General features: G+C 73.2%; 13 protein-coding genes. 6 read left to right on the forward strand and 7 right to left on the reverse strand.

Annotation, left to right across the window (positions count from 1 at the left end; translation table 11 throughout):
* Positions 1 to 31: 31 nt before the first annotated feature.
* Positions 32 to 1,096 carry a biotin/lipoate A/B protein ligase family protein gene (locus ABZ385_RS28870; RefSeq protein ID WP_358913772.1) on the reverse strand — a complete coding sequence of 355 codons (1,065 nt, stop codon included), beginning with the start codon at positions 1,094 to 1,096 and terminating at the stop codon, positions 32 to 34.
* 160 nt (positions 1,097 to 1,256) lie between these two features.
* On the opposite strand from ABZ385_RS28870, the gene ABZ385_RS28875 reads away from it, so the two are divergent.
* Both ABZ385_RS28875 and ABZ385_RS28880 read left to right on the forward strand, forming a co-directional pair.
* On the forward strand, positions 1,257 to 2,834 hold the full coding sequence (locus ABZ385_RS28875) for an SDR family oxidoreductase (RefSeq protein ID WP_358913781.1): 1,578 nt from the start codon (positions 1,257 to 1,259) through the stop codon (positions 2,832 to 2,834).
* A gap of 4 nt (positions 2,835 to 2,838) precedes the next feature.
* Entirely contained in the window at positions 2,839 to 4,212 is a 1,374-nt protein-coding gene (locus ABZ385_RS28880; protein WP_358913773.1) for a deoxyribodipyrimidine photo-lyase, read from the forward strand.
* 7 nt (positions 4,213 to 4,219) lie between these two features.
* Here the strand turns inward: ABZ385_RS28880 and ABZ385_RS28885 are convergent, their stop codons facing one another.
* The 5 genes from ABZ385_RS28885 to ABZ385_RS28905 all read right to left on the reverse strand — a co-directional run bounded on the left by ABZ385_RS28885 (position 4,220) and on the right by ABZ385_RS28905 (position 10,586).
* Complete coding sequence (locus ABZ385_RS28885) at positions 4,220 to 4,966, reverse strand: LuxR C-terminal-related transcriptional regulator (RefSeq protein WP_358913774.1); 747 nt, start codon at positions 4,964 to 4,966, stop codon at positions 4,220 to 4,222.
* Between the two features lie 31 nt (positions 4,967 to 4,997).
* Positions 4,998 to 6,701 (reverse strand): amidohydrolase, encoded by a 1,704-nt coding sequence (locus tag ABZ385_RS28890; protein ID WP_358913775.1) that lies wholly within the window; start codon positions 6,699 to 6,701, stop codon positions 4,998 to 5,000.
* Positions 6,702 to 7,034: 333 nt separating this feature from the next.
* Positions 7,035 to 8,705, reverse strand: coding sequence for a pyruvate, phosphate dikinase (locus ABZ385_RS28895; protein WP_358913776.1), 1,671 nt, complete (start codon positions 8,703 to 8,705; stop codon positions 7,035 to 7,037).
* A 91-nt stretch (positions 8,706 to 8,796) separates the two neighbouring features.
* Positions 8,797 to 9,429: a transcriptional regulator gene (locus tag ABZ385_RS28900; RefSeq protein WP_358913777.1), complete on the reverse strand. Its 633-nt coding sequence runs from the start codon at positions 9,427 to 9,429 to the stop codon at positions 8,797 to 8,799.
* Positions 9,426 to 10,586 carry a TetR/AcrR family transcriptional regulator gene (locus ABZ385_RS28905; protein WP_358913778.1) on the reverse strand — a complete coding sequence of 387 codons (1,161 nt, stop codon included), beginning with the start codon at positions 10,584 to 10,586 and terminating at the stop codon, positions 9,426 to 9,428. The genes ABZ385_RS28900 and ABZ385_RS28905 overlap by 4 nt, the downstream gene beginning before the upstream one ends.
* Positions 10,587 to 10,904: 318 nt before the next feature.
* Here ABZ385_RS28905 and ABZ385_RS28910 point away from each other — a divergent pair, with 318 nt between their 5' ends.
* Positions 10,905 to 11,192 carry a hypothetical protein gene (locus ABZ385_RS28910; RefSeq protein WP_358588389.1) on the forward strand — a complete coding sequence of 96 codons (288 nt, stop codon included), beginning with the start codon at positions 10,905 to 10,907 and terminating at the stop codon, positions 11,190 to 11,192.
* A gap of 646 nt (positions 11,193 to 11,838) precedes the next feature.
* The gene (locus tag ABZ385_RS28915; protein WP_358588390.1) at positions 11,839 to 12,858 is read left to right on the forward strand and encodes a streptomycin biosynthesis protein; all 1,020 of its coding nucleotides are present in this window, start codon (positions 11,839 to 11,841) and stop codon (positions 12,856 to 12,858) included.
* Positions 12,859 to 13,033: 175 nt separating this feature from the next.
* On the opposite strand, the gene ABZ385_RS28920 is transcribed toward ABZ385_RS28915, so the two are convergent.
* Positions 13,034 to 13,837: an alpha/beta hydrolase gene (locus ABZ385_RS28920; RefSeq protein ID WP_358913779.1), complete on the reverse strand. Its 804-nt coding sequence runs from the start codon at positions 13,835 to 13,837 to the stop codon at positions 13,034 to 13,036.
* 319 nt (positions 13,838 to 14,156) lie between these two features.
* Here ABZ385_RS28920 and ABZ385_RS28925 point away from each other — a divergent pair, with 319 nt between their 5' ends.
* Together ABZ385_RS28925 and ABZ385_RS28930 are read left to right on the forward strand one after the other, a co-directional pair.
* On the forward strand, positions 14,157 to 15,224 hold the full coding sequence (locus ABZ385_RS28925) for a cytochrome P450 (protein ID WP_358913782.1): 1,068 nt from the start codon (positions 14,157 to 14,159) through the stop codon (positions 15,222 to 15,224).
* Positions 15,225 to 15,319: 95 nt separating this feature from the next.
* A partial coding sequence (locus ABZ385_RS28930) for a beta-ketoacyl synthase N-terminal-like domain-containing protein (protein ID WP_358913780.1) occupies positions 15,320 to 18,237 on the forward strand: 2,918 nt, incomplete at its 3' end.

The raw sequence follows: 18,237 nt of genomic DNA on the forward strand, positions 1-18,237 counted from the left end.
TCAACACCCGGCGGGGCGGCCCCCGTTCGGCTCAGGGCACCCGGGCCGTCCATTCGGCGGTGGCGAACTTGGTCCGTACGAGATCCCGCGCGCGGGCCAGCTCCGCCTCGGTGACCTTCCCCTGGGCGAGGCTGTACCGGGAACGGAAGGAGTCGATCATGCGGTCGATGACGGCTTCGCGCGGCAGGCCGGTCTGCCGGCGCAGCGGGTCCACCCGCTTCTTGGCGCTCTTGGTGCCCTTGTCGGACAGCTTCTCCTTGCCGATGCGGAGCACGTCGAGCATCTTGTCCGCGTCGATGTCGTAGGACATCGTCACGTGGTGCAGGACCGCGCCCGGGCCGCCGCCCGGCGCCACCATGCGCTTCTGCGCGGCGCCCGCGATCTTCCCGGCGTCCGTCGCGATGTCGTTGAGCGGCTGGTACCACGCCTTGATGCCCATGTCGGCGAGGGCACCGAGCACCCAGTCGTCCAGATAGGCGTAACTGTCCTGGAAGGAGAGCCCCTGCACGAGGGCGTCCGGGACGGACAGGGAGTACGTGATGGTGTTGCCCGGCTCCACGAACATCGCGCCGCCGCCGGAGATGCGGCGCACGACCTCGATCCCGTGCCGGGCTGCGCCCTCCGCGTCGACCTCGTTGGCCAGCGACTGGAAACTGCCGATGATCACCGAGGGGGCGCCCCACTCCCACACCCGCAGCGTCGGCGGGCGCCGCCCCGCCGCGACCTCCTGGGTCAGCACCTCGTCCAGGGCCATGTGCAGGGCGGGCGGCTGCGGCCCCTCGTGGACGAGCTGCCAGTCGTAGTCGGTCCAGTCCGTGGCGTGGGCCAGCGCCCGGCGCACGGCCACCCCGATGCCCTCCGACGTCAGGCCGTACATCACGGTGCCCTCGGGGAGCGCCGCGTCGACACGGGCGGCCAGGCCCGCGGCGTCCGTGTCGGCGGGGGCGCCGTCCAGGGCGCCGTTGATCGCCTCCAGCGCCTCGTCCGGCTCCAGGAAGAAGTCGCCGGCCACGCGGGTGCGCCGCAGCTCACCGCCCTCGACGTCCAGATCCACCACGACCAGTTTGCCGCCGGGGACCTTGTACTCACCGTGCACCGTGCTTCCTCCAAGCCCGCGGGGCGCCCCGCTGTTCCGCATCGTCCCTCCACGCTAGCCGAGTGCCGGAATGTCCTCCCCGACGGAAGATGGGGCAAGGACGACGCACCACGCGGTGCCGGACCGACGTCGGGACGAGGGCGAGCAGGTGGAGGAGACCGTGAGCGTGCACGCGCGAGAGGGCGCCGAAACGGGCCGGCATGTCCTGGTGACCGGGGCGACGGGGTACATCGGCGGCCGCCTGGTGCCCGAGCTGCTCGACGCCGGATACCGCGTGCGCTGCCTGGCCCGTACGCCGCAGAAACTCCGCGACCACCCCTGGGCGCCACGGGCGGAGGTCGTGAAGGGCGATGTCACCGACGCCTCCTCGCTGGCCGAGGCGCTGCGCGGCATCGACGTGGCGTACTACCTGGTGCACGCCCTCGGCACCGGCAACCGCTTCGAGGAGACCGACAGGAAGGCGGCGCGGACCTTCGCGGAACAGGCCCACGCCGCCGGCGTCCGCAGGGTCGTCTACCTCGGCGGCCTCACCCCGGCGGACGTACCGCCCCAGGCGCTCTCGCCGCACCTGCGCTCCCGCGCGGAGGTCGGCGAGATCTTCCTGCGCGGGAAGGTCCCCGCGACCGTCCTGCGCGCGGCCGTCATCATCGGCTCCGGCTCCGCCTCCTTCGAGATGCTGCGCCACCTCACCGAACGGCTCCCGGTGATGGTCACGCCGAGCTGGGTCGGCACCCGCGTCCAGCCCATCGCCGTACGCGACGTCCTTCGCTACCTCGTCGGCAGCGCGCGCATGCCGTCCGACGTGAACCGCGCCTTCGACATCGGCGGCCCCGACGTCGTCACGTACGAGCAGATGATGCGCCGGTACGCGACGGTCGCCGGGCTGCCGCACCGCCTCATCGTGCGCGTGCCGATGCTCAGCCCCGGCCTCTCCAGCCTCTGGATCGGCCTCGTGACCCCCGTGCCCCGCGCCCTGGCCCGGCCCCTCGCCGAATCGCTGCGGCACGAAGTGGTCTGCGACGAACACGACATCGCGCGGTACGTGCCCGACCCGCCCGGCACCCCCGTCCCCTTCGACGAGGCGCTCAGCCTCGCCCTGCGGCGCGTGAAGGAGGCGCAGGTCACCACCCGCTGGTCGTCGGCGGCGCTGCCCGGCGCGCCGAGCGACCCGCTGCCCACCGACCCCGACTGGGCGGGCGGCAGCCTCTACACCGACCACCGCCACATCACCGTCGACGCCCCGCCGGACGCCCTGTGGCGGGTCATCGAGGGCATCGGCGGCGACAACGGCTGGTACTCCTTCCCGCTGGCCTGGGCGGTGCGGGGCTGGCTGGACCGCGCGGTCGGCGGCGCCGGGCTGCGCCGCGGCCGCCGGGACGCGGCACGGCTGCGGGTCGGCGACTCCCTCGACTTCTGGCGGGTCGAGGAGATCGAACCGGGCAGGCTGCTGCGGCTGCGGGCGGAGATGCGGCTGCCCGGCCTGGCCTGGCTGGAGATGCGCGCCGACCGCGACGACGACGGCCGCACCCGCTACGGCCAGCGTGCCCTCTTCCACCCGCACGGCCTCCTCGGCCACGCCTACTGGTGGAGCGTGTCGCCCTTCCACGCGGTCGTGTTCGGCGGCATGGCCCGCAACATCGCCAAGGCCGCGTCCAAAGAGGCGCGGCGGGACGAAAGACAGGCGTCACCCTCGACGCCGCCCCCGGCCGCCGTACCGGCGCCGGACCCACAGGAGTAGCGCCATGAACACCTCCGTCGTCCTGTTCACCTCCGACCTGCGCGTCCACGACCATCCGCCGCTGCGCGCCGCCCTCGCGGGCGCCGACGCCGTGGTCCCGCTCTTCGTCCGCGACCGGGCCATCGAGGGCACCGGCTTCGCGGGGCCGAACCGGCAGGCGTTCCTCGCGGACTGCCTGGCCGACCTCGACCGGCGGCTGCGGGAGCGCGGCGGGCGCCTGGTGGTGCGCGGCGGCGACCTCGTCGAGCAGGTGCGGGCCGTCATGGCGGAGGCGGCCGCGGGCGACCTCCACCTGGCGGCGGGCGTCAGCCGGTACGCGCACCGCCGCGAGCGGCGCCTGCGCGAGGCGCTGGAGGCGGACGGCCGCCGGCTGCACGTCCACGACGGCGTGATCACCGTGCTCCCGCCGGGCGGGGCCACCCCGGCGAACTCCGACCACTTCGCCGTCTTCACCCCGTACTTCCGCCGCTGGTCCGCCCAGGGGCCCCGCCCGGTGCTCGGCGCCCCGCGCGCCGTGCGCGTCCCCGACCACGTCCGCTCGGACCCCCTTCCCGGGCGCGACGCCGTCGCGGGCCTCTCGCCGGGGCTCGCGCGCGGCGGCGAGAGCGAGGGCAGAGCGCGGTGGAAGGCCTGGCTGCGCGGCGGCATCGACGCGTACGGGCAACGCCACGACGACCTCGCGGGCGACGCCACCTCCAAGCTGTCGCCGCATCTGCACTTCGGCACGCTCTCCTGCACCGAACTCGTCCACGGGGCCCGCTCCCGGGCGACGCCGGGCGCCGAGGACTTCGTCCGCCAGCTGTGCTGGCGCGACTTCCACCACCAGGTGCTCGCGGCCCGACCCCGGGCGGCGACGACCGACTACCGCACGCGCGGCGACCGTTGGCGCTCACCGGAGTCGGCGGCGCGGGACATCCGCGCGTGGCAGGAGGGGCGTACGGGATATCCCGTCGTCGACGCCGCCATGCGCCAGCTCCTGCACGAGGGCTGGATGCACAACCGCGGCCGGCTGCTCACCGCGAGCTTCCTCACCAAGACGCTCTACGTCGACTGGCGGGTGGGCGCCCGGCACTTCCAGCGGCTGCTGGTCGACGGCGACCTCGCCAACAACCAGCTGAACTGGCAGTGGATGGCGGGGACCGGCACCGACAGCCGCCCCAACCGGGTCCTCAACCCCGTGCTCCAGGGCAAGCGGTACGACCCCGACGGCGCGTACGTCCGGCGCTGGGTGCCCGAACTCGCCGAAGTGCGCGGCGCCGCCGTCCACGAGCCGTGGAAGCTGCCGGCCGCCGAGAGGGCGCGCCACGACTATCCGGAGCCGGTCGTCGACCTGGCCGACGGGCTCGCCCGGTTCCGGCGGGCCCGGGGCCTGGACTGACCTCGCGTCAGGGGGCGGGCGCGATGCCCCAGGCCGCCGCTCTGGCCGCGGCCGCCGCGCGGTTGGGCAGGTCGAGCTTGGCCAGGATGTGCTCGATGTGGGTGCCCACGGTGCGGGGCGTGACGTAGAGGCGCTCGGCGATCTCGCGGTTGGTGCGGCCGGCGGTCAGCTCGGCCAGCACCTCCAGCTCGCGCGGCGAGAGCCCGCCGGGCCGCTGATGCGCCGCCGCGGTGGAACGGGCGCCCGCGTCGAGGGTCGCGGCGAGGGCCTCCGTGAGGAGCGTGACGACGGCGCGCGCCGGGTCGGGGGTGCTCCGTGGCCGACGGGTGCTGACGTTCAGCATGCCGACGTACCGTCCGTCCTCGGCGAACAGGCACTGGGCCACCCCGTCCGCGATGCCGAGCGGGGAGAGCACCTCCTGGAAGCCGGGGGACGCCGCGAGGAGGTGCCCGGGGACGTCCCCGAGCCAGAGGCCGCCCCGGGCCGGCCCGCGGAGCACGGCGAACACGGGGTCGTGGTGGAGGCGGGTCTCGATGTACGCCGTGGCGTCGGCCGGGTAGCTCCCGGCCAAGGTGATGTGACGCCGGCGCCGCGCGTCCCAGCGGGCCAGGGAGGCGTGGTCGTACTCCACCACCCGCGACAGCGCCGTCAGGACCGTGTCGACGCCGGCCGCGCCGCTCGTGGCGCTCCGGGCGGCCGCGCGGACGTGGACGGCCGCGTCGAGGATGTCCGCCGTGCTCCGCTTCCCTGCCATCCCCCAAGGATGATCTTGTGCCCGGAGGACGTCAATCACCCAGGGTGTCGTGCACGACCCGCCCGTCCATGACCGTCAGGACGACGGGCATCCGGGGGATGTCGTGGGGATCTGCGCCCAGCAGGTCCCCGTCGAGCACGCACAGGTCGGCGACCTTGCCCGGCTCCAGGGAGCCCTTCCAGTCCTCGGCGAAGTCCTGCCACGCCGCGTCGATCGTGTACGTACGGATCGCCTCGGCCAGGCCGATGCGCTGCTCGGGGCCGCTGACCCGGCCGGCGGCCTTCGACTCGCGCAGCACCATGGTGGCGATGCCCTGGCGCCAGTCCGGGTCGGTGACCGGGGCGTCGGATCCGCTGGCGACCCGCACACCGGCGTCGAGGGCGTCGCGGTAGGGCCACGCGTACGCGGCCCGCTCGGCGCCGACGAACTCCTCCTCCATGTCGGCGACGGTCCACTTGATGGTGGGGTTCATGTTGGCGCCCAGGTCGTGCGCGGCCAGCACCTTCATGCTGTGCGGGGTGAGGAAGTCGCCGTGGATGAGGTAGTGGCGGGCGTCGGGCCGCGGGTGCTCGGCCAGGGCCGCCGCGAAGGCGTCCGCGACGGTGTCGCAGGCCCGGTCGCCGGTGACGTGGACGCCCAGCTGATGGCCCGCGACATGGGCGCACCGGATCATGGCGTCGATCTCGGCGGTCCGCTCGGTGTCGCTCGCGCCGCCCACGCACAGGGCGCCGCGGCCGCCGCCGACGTACGGCTCGTGCATCCAGGCCGTCTTGTTGGGGACGATGCCGTCGGCGAACATCTTGACGCCGTGGACCGCGAGGCGGCGCGGATCGGTGTCGCCGTACTCGCCGAGGGTGCCCAGAGCGCGGGCGAACTCCTCGGCGGTGCCGGCCATTGCGGTGGGCAGGAGCAGGACGCCGAGGCGGGCGGTCAGCTCGCCGTCGGCCAACAGCCGGCGGTAGACGTCCAGGGTCCCGGTGCCGAGCGCGCCGCGCATGATGCCGTCGCCGCCGGGGCCGAGCCCGGGCTCGGTGTAGCTGGTGACGCCGAGTCCGGCGAGCGTGCGCAGGGTCGACCTGATGGCATCGGCGCGCTCCTGGCGGCTCAGCGGGGGCAGCGCGTTCTGCACGAGGGCCTGGGCCCCCTCGTGGAGCAGCCCGGTCGGCTCCCCGGCGCCGTCCACGACGATGGCCCCGCCGGGCGGCGCGACGGTGTGCCGGTCGATCCCGATGAGTTCCAGGGCCTTGGAGTTGACCCAGGTGGCGTGCCCGGAGAAGGAGTAGAGGACGACGGGGTGCTCCGGGCTCACGGCGTCGAGGTCGTGCCGCGAGGGCGTCCGGGCGGGGTCGCGGACGCACTCCGCGAGGTAGCCGGTGTCCCAGCCGTGCCCGGTGACCCACTGCCCGCGCGGCACGCGCCCGACGGCCTCCCGCACCGCGTCGGCCACGTCCGCAAGGGAGGCCACGGTGGGGTGCCCGAGGTCCAGGGAGAGCGGCGGTGACGCCATGCCGAAGGCGCATCCGTGCAGATGGGAGTCGTTGATCCCGGGCAGCAGCGTCGCCCCCCGCAGCTCGACGACGCGGGTGCCGGGCCCGACGAACGGCGCGACGTCGTCCCGCCCGCCGACGGCGCTGATGACCCCACCGGTCACCGCCAGGGCCGAGGCTACGGAGAACTCCGCGTCGACGGTGACCACTTGGCCGCCGACGAACACCAGATCCGCGTACGTGTCCACAGAAGCGTCCTTTCCCGGGCGGCCGGCACGACGCCGGCCCACAAACGATCTTCCCGAGGACTATGACGGGACTCCGGTGCGAGGCACATCGGTCGTTTCACCGATACGCCCCCAAGGGGCGCGGGGAACTGCGCGACCGGCCACGGCGGTTCCGCTGCCGGAGGTGCCCCGCCGGCCTCCTGAGGGGCGGCGGCCATACGCCCCAGGGGCGCGGGGAACTGCGCGACCGGCCACGGCGTGTCCGCAGACGGCGAACGACGGAAGCCCGGGCAGACGAGGTGCCGCGCGTGGGCGTTCGGCGGGGACGGTTGATCGCGGGCGCCGCTCCCCGGTTCAGGGCCGCGCGCCGTGGCCCGTCGCGCGGAGGGCCTCTTGCGCCGCGGCCAGGCGGTCCTCCTCGGCACGGCCGTCGGTGGAGGTGCCCGCGACGGCGTCCGCGGGGGCGCCCGCGACGGCGTCCGCCCAGGCGAGCAGCCGGCGCAGATGGGGGTCGGTCGCGGCCGCGGTGACGCGGGGCTCGCCCACGACCACCTCGCCGCTCGTCCCGTCGAGGGCGATCAGGGCGCCCTCGGGCAGGGTACGGCCGCCCACCCGGACACAGCCCTCGGCGGCGTCGACGGTCAGGCCCGAGGCCCCGACGACGGCGGGCTTGCCCATCGCCCGCGCCACCACGGCCGCGTGACTGGTCGGTCCGCCGCGCGCGGTGACGACCCCGGCCGCGGCGGCCAGGCCGTGCATGTCGAGCGGGGAGGTCTCGGGGCGCAGCAGGACGACCGGCCCGCCGGCCGCGAGCCGCGCCGCGCTGTCGGCCGTGGTGGCGACCCGGCCGACGGCGACTCCCGGTGAGGCGCCGAGCCCCCGGGTGAGGACGTCACCCGGCTCCACCTCCGTGATCCGCGGGGTCCGCACCTGGGCGAGGTGCTGGGGCGCCACGCGCAGCAGGGCCTCGGCGCGGTCGATCGTCCCCGCCTCGGCCAGCTCCACCGCGACCCGGACCGCGGCACGCCCGACGAACCGCCCGGGGCGCACCTGGAGGATCCACAACTCACCCTCCTCGAAGGTGAATTCGACGTAGCAGGCGTCGCGGTAGTGCTCCTCCAGCCGGTCCAGGGCCGCCAACAACCCGACCCACACGTCGGGTTCCCGCTCGGCCAGCTCGTGCAGAGGGCCGGTGAGCGAGGTGCCGGAGACGACGTCGTCGCCCTGCCGGCCGAAGAGGACCTCGCCGAACGGGAGGCGTTCCCCGGTGTTGGGGTCCCGGCTGAAGGCGACGCCCGTACCGCTGCGCTCGTCGCGGTTGCCGAACACCATCGCCTGGACGGTCACGGCGGTGCCGAGGTCGCCGGGGATGTCGTGCAGGGCGCGGTAGGTCTTGGCGCGCGGGGTGTCCCACGAAGAAAACACCGCCTCGACGGCCAGGTCCAACTGCCGGGCGGCGTCCTCCGGTACGGGCTCGCCGCTCTGTTCCTGGATCAGCCGCTCGACCTGGTGGATCGCCGTCTCCAAGGCGCTCACCTCGCCCTCCTGGCCGGCGATCGCCCGCTCGACGGCCGCCAGGGCCTCCTGACCCACGCCCACGACCTCGGAGGCGTAGCTGGTCAGGAACCGCAGCCGGGAGTCCAGCGCGAAGCGCTGGTCGCCCCTCTCCGCGGCCAGCGCGGCGGTCGCCTTGGAGGTGAGTCCGAGGTTGAGCACGGTACTCATCATGCCGGGCATCGACACCGGCCCGCCGGAGCGGACCGACACGGCCAGCGGGCGTTCGGAGCCGCCCAGCGTGCGGCGTGTGGCGGCCTCCAAGTCACGGACCGCGCCCGCCAGTTCGGCGTCCAGGCCGTCGGGTGCCCGGCCGGTGCGGAGGTAGGCGCGGCAGGCCCGGGTGCCGATGACGAACCCGGGTGGCACGGGCAGTCCCAGACGCCGGAGCACGACGAGCCCGTGCGCCTTGCCGCCGAGGACGTCCGCGCTCTCCTCGACCTCTGCCGAGAGCGGGTGGATCCAGGTCATCGCTTCGTCACCTCTGCGTCGCCTCTGCTGATTCGGCTGCGGGGAGCGGGATGCCACGGGCCGGGGAGCCGGGGGCGAGGGAGCCGGGGGCTCAGTGGCGCGGGATGCCGAGGGTGGCCAGCAGATCCTCGTGGAGCTGGAACCACACCGTGTGGTACGAGGCGGTGCTGTCCGTCACGTACTCCAGCGCCCCGGACCTGGCGCGGGCGAGCGCGTCGCCGAGCCGGACGGGGTAGCGCTGGAACCGGAGCAGCGCCGCGGACAGCTCCGCGCACAGCGGTTCGGCACGCTGGTGGAACTCCGTGAACCGGTCGAGGACCCGGGCGTCGTACGCGGAGTCCTTGTGGTCGTTCATCGTCATGGTGCCGTTGACGGTGCGGGTCTGCCAGGCCGTGCACAGGTCGAGCAGTTCGGGGTTGAGGACGAGGAACCGGTCGAAGGCGGCGGAGAGCGCGGGCCGCACCCCGGCCGCCGCCACCTCGTCGGCGATCCGCTCGGCGTCGGCGTCGCGGCCGGCGTCCGTGAGGCCCCAGCCGCCGAAGTCGCCCGCGGTGCGCGTGACGAGTCCGGCGACGGCGAGGTCGATCAGTTCCGACTCGACGTCGGATTCGGACAGTCCCGTCGCCCCGGCGACTGCGGACAGGCCCGAGAAGCCGATGCAGCGAAGGGCGTGGAGGACCAGCAGATCGGTGCTGGTGGCGTGGGAGGAAACGGGCTGGGTCATGGCGCGGCCCCATCGGGTTCGGTGTGGGAGACGTCTGCGGTGATGCGGTCGAAGGTGGCCGCGGCGTGCGCGGCACCCGGTCCTTGGGCTCGGGTGACGATCGTGTCGTGCCGGACGCGGACCGCGTACTCGGTGGTGTCGTCGGCGTCGGGAACACCGACGGCCGACGCCACCAGGCCGCGGTCGTCCAGGACGAGACGCAGGCGCGGCCGGTCCTCGGGTTCGAACACGCGCCACAGGCTACGTGCGAAGTCGCCGATTCTCAGCCGGACGAGGCGTCCGATCTCGGCGGGGTCGGCCGTGGTGACGGCCACGGTGATCAGATCGCCGGCCCGCGCGGCGCGGACGGCCTCTTCCGCGGCTTCCAGGCGGCGGGTGCCGAGGACCGTGATGACACCGTCCCCGGCGAAGCCGACCGGCCGCCCGTCGAGCAGGTCCCGCAGCTCCCGCGGCGGGTGCCACGGGTCACGGCAGGCTCGCGCGGGCGGGACGTAGGGCAGGTGCGGCGGATTCCAGGTGTCGGCGAGGGGGAGCCCCGCCAGGTGCGCGCACGCCTGGGCGATGTCGAAGGGGTCGCCGAAGCCCAGTGCCGGATCCGCCGAGGCGCCCGGGCCGTCCAGCAGCCGCAGGACCAGTTGGGCCCGTCGTACCTGTCGGGCGGGCGGCGCGTCGGCGCATGTGTGCGAGTCCAGGGACTCCAGCGCGAGCGCCAGCAACAGCGCCTCCAGGCGCGTCACTTGGCCGAACGCGGCGCGAATCGGTTCGTCGTCCAGCACCTCGGCCAGGGCCCGCAGCCGTACGCGGCCGACGGCGGGGGTGTGTTCGGCCAGCGGCAGCCGTTCGAGCCAGCTGCGGGCGAAGGCGCCGAGCACCTGGGCGGTGGAGGCTCCGGCGGAGGGCGCCGGACAGGCGAGCTCGACGGCGTCGTCGTGCTCCGTGGCGGCGCCGCGTTCGACCATGTCGATCAGCACCGCCAGATAGAGGGCGCGTTTGCTCGGGAAGTTCGAGTACACCGCGCCCCGTGTCAGTTCGGCCCGCTCGGCGATCCGGTCCACCTTCGCCGCGGCGTAGCCGCATGCGGTGAACTCGGCCTGCGCCGCAGTCAGCACGGCGGCGCGGGTGCGCTCCTGCTGCTGGGCCCGGGTCAGCCGGCCCATCCGCGACTCCTTCCGTCGGTGCGTGGCCGTTCGGCGCCTAGCCGTTGCGGCCCCGGAGTGCAAGTGTTCGCGCTCACGAAGGAAGATACACGGAACATCCCGATGGTGGCACCATCCGAGATTGGCGGCTGCCGCGTCCCGCCCGCGGGGAGAAGTCGACACGGCGACAGCGGCCGCGGCCCCGGGGGCGCCGCCCTGGGCCGGAAGCAGAGGTTTAATTCTCGGAAAAGTGGTTTTCGCCGTTCGCCCGACGTGCCCCCGCCGAATTTCCCTCGAAGAATTCTTGCCCGACTTCCCCGGCGTTGGGATGCTCGATCGATGGCCGAACGATCAGCTTATGAGTTACTCAGTCGCGATGAGATCGACGCCATCGCGCGCTGCGCCGTCCTCGGCGCCTACAGGCCGCGTCCTCGCCACGTTTTCGGGCTTTCCTTTATGGCGGTGGTGCCGGGAATTGTGTTGATGGTGTGCGCCATGGCATTCCGGCTCACGCGCCGGCGTTTGCTGCGCCGGCTCCGGCGGGCCCACGGCGGCACCCCGTTCAGATGGCCGGACCTGCTCGCCGAAGTGCGCCGCCGGGATCGGAACGCCGCCCTCCGTACGTGATGACCGCATGTTTCGCCAGCCTGGACCACGCGGGCCACAGGGTCGGTACGCCCCCGGGCCACCGCCGTGTCACCCGTGCGCGACCGGGGTCAGAGGTGTTGGAAGCGGTTCAAACCAGCAGTCCGTGAGGGCTGTACCGAATGCTCTCATAGGCGCTTCGTCTTGACAGACATCGGCCGAAAGCGATCAAATTTGCGCAGTGTCACGGTGTTCCGTAACCGAGGGGCGAGCAATGAATCCGTCGGGACGGGGATATTCTGCTACGGGGGCGAGGTTCGTATGCGACGGCTGCGCGGACTGCGGTTTTGTTTCACCGTAACGGCTATTTCCGTTCCCGTCTCCGCCCGGCCGGAATTAACGCGGTGACGTGACGCGGAAACGGTGTGGGGAAAGGTGAGGCGGTGCGCCCGAGCGGCGCCCGGGCCGGCCGCCGAGCCGTAGCCGTTCTATCGACTTATCTCCTCCGCCCGCTCGGCCTGCCGCGTCGCTGAGTCACCGCGGAACCACACGTCACAGCGGGAGCGGCCGCGTCCGGCTGCCCATTTCCACCGACGCACGATCGCCCTCCGGCCCTCTCAACCACGCACCCCGAGGTGATTGATCAATGATCGGTAGGTTAAAAGCCCATGCCGTTCGGACGGCGGCGGTGCCCGGTGTCGATGTTCCGGGACGCGAGGGCGGGACGGGCGCGGCCCCGGGCGCCGGGGGCGCGCAGTCGCCGGCCACCGAGTACGTACCCGTCGAGACCCTGCGCACGACGGGCGGCCCGCGCATCGGCGGGGAGGACGAGGAGCACGTCCACCTGCTCGCGGCCCTGGACACACCGCTCCCGCCCATCGTGGTGCACCGCCCCACGATGCACGTCATCGACGGCGCGCACCGCCTGCGCGCCGCCCTGCTGCGCGGCGACGACCGCATCATGGTCCGCTTCTTCGACGGCCCGGAGGCGGACGCCTTCGTCCTGGCGGTCCAGCTCAACAGCGAGCACGGACTGCCGCTCTCGCTGTCCGACCGCAAGGCCGCCGCCGCCCGCATCGTCGCCTCCCACCCCCAGTGGTCCGACCGCAGGATCGCCGAGGTCGTGGGCCTGGCCGCCAACACGGTGGGCGCCGTGCGGCAGCGTACGACTGCGCAAAATGAGCAACCGAACGCCAGCATCGGCCGGGACGGACGGGTGCGCCCGCGCAACGGAGCCGAGGGGCGGCTGCGCGCGGGGGAGTTGATGCGGGCCAACCCGGAGGCCTCGCTGCGCGAGATAGCCAGGCTCGCGGGGATCTCGGCGGCCACCGCCAGCGACGTGCGGGCCCGGCTCAACCGGGGCGAACCCCTGGTCACGCCGCAACAGCGGCAGGCCGGGACCCGCGAGAACCCCTCCGGGGCGGTGGCCCGGCGCTCCTTCCGGCCGGACGGCCAGGCCAGCGACGTCCTGCTGGTGAGCCTCAGCAAGGACCCCTCGCTGCGGCTCACCATGGCCGGCAAGGTCCTGCTGCGCGCGCTGCGGGTCAGCTCCGTCGACGCCGACGGGTGGGCCCGCATCGTGGACGCGGTGCCGCCCCACCGCCAGGAAGTGGTGGCCCGCCTCGCCCGGGAGTGCGCCAACGCCTGGCAGTGTCTCGCGGACAGGCTGTCGGAACGGACGGCCGAGAGACCGACCGAGGCGGGCTGAGCCGCTGTCCCCGGCCCGCGTCCGCGCACCCGGCGGGGAGCACCGAATGACGCAGGGACCGGCCGCGAGGTGCGACCGGTCCCTGCGTGTCCCTGCGTGTCCCTGCGGGCGTAGGGCTCGCGCGTACGACTCATGCGTACGGCCGGCGGTTATGGCCCGTCGGTGCTCGCCGCGCTCACGGCGCGTCGAGGAACGCGCGGACGTCACGGGCGAACTCCGGGGTGCCCAGGAGGTTGTGGCCGCGGCGGGGGTACCGCACCAGCCGGGCGCCCGGTACCCCGGCCGCGGTCTCGTCGAACATCTCCTGGGGCCACATCCGGTCGCGGCCGCCGCACACCACGAGGGTGGGCGCCCGCACCTCGCCCAGCCGGTCCCGGACGTCGAAGCCGTCCTCGGCCAGCAGCGTCGCCTTCAGGTCGGAGATGTCGCGCGGCGGCGGATCCAGCCGTCCCGCCAGCCACAGCGGAAGCATCAGCAGCCGTTGCAGCACGGGGTTCGCGGTGAGGGCGGGGGCCGCCCGGTGCATGCCGGAACGACCGCGCTCGGCCGCCGCCAACAGGTCCCGGTGGAAGCGCCTGCCGACCGGGCCCAGGGTGTACGCGGCGCAGGCCAGGACCAGCCGGTCGACCACGTCGGGGTGGTCGAGCGCCAGTTGCAGGGCGATCGCGCCCCCGGTCCCGTGGCCGAGCACCGGCACGGGACCCGGGAAGTGCGCGCGCAGCGCCTCGGCGTGCTCCGCGGCCAGCTCGCCCATCGTCGTGCCGACCGGCGTGCCCGGGCGGCGGTTGGTCCAGAAGACCTGGTACCCGGCGGCGACGAACGGCGCCACCAGCAGCGCCGCTCTGCGCCGCTGCGCACCGGGCGGCGGCACGGTGTGCGTCATCGTGAATCCGGACAGGTGGACCAGCGGCTTCCCGGAACCGAAGGCGAGATGGGGAAGGCCGGTGCCGAATGTGCCCTGCTTGGTCGCGATATCCATGGGACACCTCTCGTACTCGATGTGTTCGGCGCACGGGCTGTACCGCACGCACTCGGCACAGCGGGCCGACGAACTTGTCCGGGCTTTCCGAGCGTTCGTGGTCACATCCCCTGTGCGCGGCTACGCTGACGCTCGAACCGGGGCCACCAAATATCGCACGGAACTGGCGAATTGGCGGGTCGAGCCGGTTCCGGAGAAAAGGCGAGGTGTCAGATTGTCCGCCGTACTGCGTTCCCATCACCTGGGTCCCTTACCGGAATTCATGGCCGGTGCGCACACCGTTCCGGTGCAGCGCATACGCACGCCTCCCGGTGACGAGATGTGGTTGGTGAGCGACTACGCCCTGGGCCGCCGGGTACTGTCCGACCGGCGCTTCAGCAGGGCCGCCGCGGCGGCTCCGGGAGCCCCTCGGCTCAACTCGGCGATGCCCTCGCCCACCTCGATGATGAGCCTGGACGGCGCCGACCACGCCCGGCTGCGCAAAATCGTCGCGGCCGCCTTCACCACCGGAAAGATGACCGGCATGGCCCCGCTGGTGCGGGGGACGGCGACGGATCTGCTGGCGGACATGAACCGCCGCGGCAGCCCGGCCGACCTGGTGTCCTCCTTCGCCGAACCACTTCCCGTGGCCGTCCTGGGCAACCTGCTCGGGGTGCCCGCGCAGGACCGGGGCATCTTCGACTCCTGGGTGGAGGTGCTCTTCGACATCACCGCCAGCAGCGACCTGGAGAAGAGCCGGCAGCGGCTCCTGCTGGTCGACTACATGTCCACCCTCATCGACCGCAAGCGGGTGCGGGACGACGACGACCTGCTCACCGACCTCATCCGGGCGCACGACGGCGACTCCTTGACCAAGGCCGAACTCGTCAGCCTCGGGCTCGCCCTGCTCACGGCGGGATACGAGACGACCGTCGGGCAGATCGGCCTCGCCGTCCTCGCCGTACTCCAGGAGCGCATTCCCCGCGAATTCGTCAAGGACGAGGAGCGGGCGGACGTACTGGTCGAGGAATTGCTCCGCGTCACCCCGTCCACGGCCATCAGCTTTCCGCGAGTGGCTCTCGAGGACGTCGAACTGGGCGATATCCGCGTGCGTGCGGGGGAAGCGGTGGTGGTCTCCTTGCTGCACGGAAATCGTGACGACAAGGTATTCGCCGAACCGGACGTTCTGCGGGACGGCAGGTCCTCGGTCCATCTCACCTTCGGGCACGGAATTCACCGCTGCCTCGGCGCGCCGCTGGCGCGGCTCCAGGTGCGCACGGCGCTCCTCGAACTGTTCGCGTGCTTACCCGAGTTGCGGTTGGCCGAGGACGAGCCCGCGGCACCCGCCGTCGTGTGGAAGGACGGACTGATCACCCGGGGACTCGGCTCGTTGCACGTGGCGTGGTGAGGCCTCGCCCGCCCCGGTAGGGGCCCGGAACCAGTGCGACCAGCGGCACCAGCGATCAGCGGAACCAGTGGGATCAGAAGGGGCAGGGAACGACAGTGGCTGCACACGTGGCGGACGGCATGACGGAGCCGGAGACGGCGCAGGACGAGCCGATCGCGATCATCGGCATGGCGTGCCGCTTCCCCGAGGCCCCCGCGCCCGGTGACTACTGGCGCCTGCTGCACGAGGGCCGCTCGGCCATCCGCCGCTCGCCCGAGACCGGCAGGCACGAGGGCACGCTTCCCGGCCGCGACCGGTTCGACGCCCACTTCTTCGGCATATCGCCGCGCGAGGCCGCCGCCATGGACCCGCAGCAGCGACTGGCGCTCGAACTGGCCTGGGAGGCCCTGGAATCGACGGGAGTGCTCCCCGCCGTGCTGCGCGGCAGCTCCACCGGCGTCTTCCTCGGCGTCTCGGCCAACGACTACGCCGGTGTCATCCGGCGCGAAGGGGCAGCCCCGCTCACCCACCACGCCCTGGCGGGGACCCACCGCAGCGTCATCGCCAACCGCCTCTCGTACACCCTCGACCTGCGCGGGCCGAGCCTCACCGTCGACGTGGGGCAGGCCTCGTCCCTGGTGGCCGCGCACCTGGCCTGCGTCAGTCTGCGGAGCGGCGAGTCGTCGCTGGCCCTCGCCGGAGGCGTGCAGCTGAACATCACCGAGGACGGCGCGGAACTCGCGGAGGCCTTCGGCGGACTGTCCCCCGACGGCAGCAGCCGTGCCTTCGACGCCCGCGCCAACGGTTTCGTACGGGGCGAGGGCGCCGGTCTCGTCGTACTCAAACCGCTGGCCAAGGCGCTGGCCGACGGCGACCGCGTCCACGCGGTGATCAGGGGCAGTGCCGTCAACCACGGCGGCCACGGCGCCGGGCTGACCGTACCCGGCGCGGCGGCGCAGTCCGACGCCCTGCTCGCGGCCCACCGGCAGGCGCGGATCACCCCCGAGAAGGTGCAGTACGTCGAACTCCACGGCACCGGCACGAAGGTGGGCGACCCCATCGAGGCGAACGCCCTCGGCGCGGTCTTCGCCCCCCGGCGGCGCGGCCACGAGCCGCTCCGGGTGGGCTCGGTCAAGACCAACATCGGCCATCTGGAGGCGGCGGCGGGCATCGCCGGCCTGCTCAAGGTCACCCTGGCCCTGTCCCACGGCGTCATTCCCGCCAGCCTCAACTTCGAGTCCGCCAACCCCGAGATCGATCTCGACGGCCTCGGCCTGAGCGTGCAGACGCGGGCCGAGCGGTGGCCCGCGCCCGAGGGCGTGGAGCGGGTGGCCGGGGTGTCCTCCTTCAGCATGGGAGGCACCAACTGCCACGTCGTCGTCTCGGCAGCGCCGCAGGCGACGCCGAGCGCCGTGCCCGCTCCGGGCCGGCCCGCCGACAGCGGGCAACCTCCGACGCCGCGCGTGCCGTGGGTGCTCTCGGGGCGTGGCACACAGGCCCTGCGGGACCAGGCCCGCAAGCTCCGGGAGCACGTCGTGGCGCACCCCGCCTGCCGGACCGAGGACATCGGCCACTCACTGGCCACCACCCGAACCGCCTTCGACGAGCGGGCCGTTGTCGTCGCGGCGAGCCGCGCGGACTTCGTGGCGGCCCTCGACGCCTTGGCTCTCGGCACGACGACGGACGCGGTCGTCACCGGCAGCGCCGCGTCGACGACCGGGCCGTTGGCCCTCGTGTTCCCGACGACGGCCGACGCGTGTCTTGACGCCGGGCGCGCGCTGCTGTCCTCCTCGCCCGGGTTCGCCGCCGCCCTCGCCGAGTACGACGCGCTGTTCGCGCCCTACGGCCTGTCCTCCGTCGCCGAGGCGCTGCGCGGCACCGGGACCGAGACGTCCGGCCCGGAGACAACGGCGGCCTGCGTGTACGCCGTCACGCTGGCGCTCGCGGGCATCTGGCGGGCGTACGGGGTCCGCCCCGGCGCGGTGAGCGCCCCGCACGGGCCCGGCGCGGTGGCCGCCGCGGTCAGCCGTGGCCTCCTGGCGCCGGAGGAGGGCGCGCGTCTGGTCGCCGCGGGTGAAGTGCCGCCCGAGGGTGCGGAGTTCACCGGAGAGGCTGCCGCCGACACCTGGTGGCTGGACGCCACGGGACGGCTCGGTGTCCGTACGCCGGACGCGGGGGCCTGGAGCACCCCGGACAGTGCACTGTCCGAGCCCGACCTCATGGCGACCGCCGCGCAGTTGCACGTACGCGGTGTCCGGATCGACTGGAGCCCCGCTTTCGTCGGCACGCGGCCCACGGTCGTCGAGCTGCCCACGTACGCCTTCCAGCGGGAGTCGTACTGGTGGCCCGAGGCGGGCGCGGAAACGGCCGGGTCCCCGGCGTCCGGGTCCGCGAGGTCGGGGTCCGCGCCCCGCGCCGGGGTCTTCGCCGAGGAGACCGTCTTTTCGGTGGTGCGCGAGGTGCTGGGTGGCGGTGCATTCGACGGCGGAGCGGCGTTCAGGGACGCGGGTTTCGATTCGATGATGCTGGCGGAGTTGCGGGACCGGCTGTCCGAGGTGACCGGCCTGGACATTCCTTCGACAGCGGTCTTCGATCACCCGACCCCGCTGACTCTCGCCGATTTCCTGGCGAGTCTTCAGAGTGACGCCACCAACAATCCCACCAACAACGAAACCAGTAACAATTCCACCAACAACGAAACCAGTAACCCCACTCGTCACTCCACCCGCGAAGCCATTGCCAATCCGGTGGGAGATCACTCGGTTGATCCGGTGGTGATTGTGGGGATGGCTTGTCGTTTTCCTGGTGGGGTGGTGTCGCCGGAGGGTTTGTGGGATGTGGTGGTGTCGGGTGGGGATGTGGTGTCTGGTTTTCCGGGGGATCGTGGGTGGGGTGGTGGGGTGTTGTCGGGTGAGGTGTGTGGTGTGCGGGAGGGGGGTTTTGTTGAGGGTGTGGGTTTGTTTGATGCGGGGTTTTTTGGTGTGTCGCCTCGGGAGGCGGCGGGGATGGATCCGGCGCAGCGGTTGTTGTTGGA

This window comes from Streptomyces sp. NPDC005898 (genome assembly GCF_040629635.1).
Taxonomy (GTDB): Bacteria; Actinomycetota; Actinomycetes; order Streptomycetales; family Streptomycetaceae; genus Streptomyces.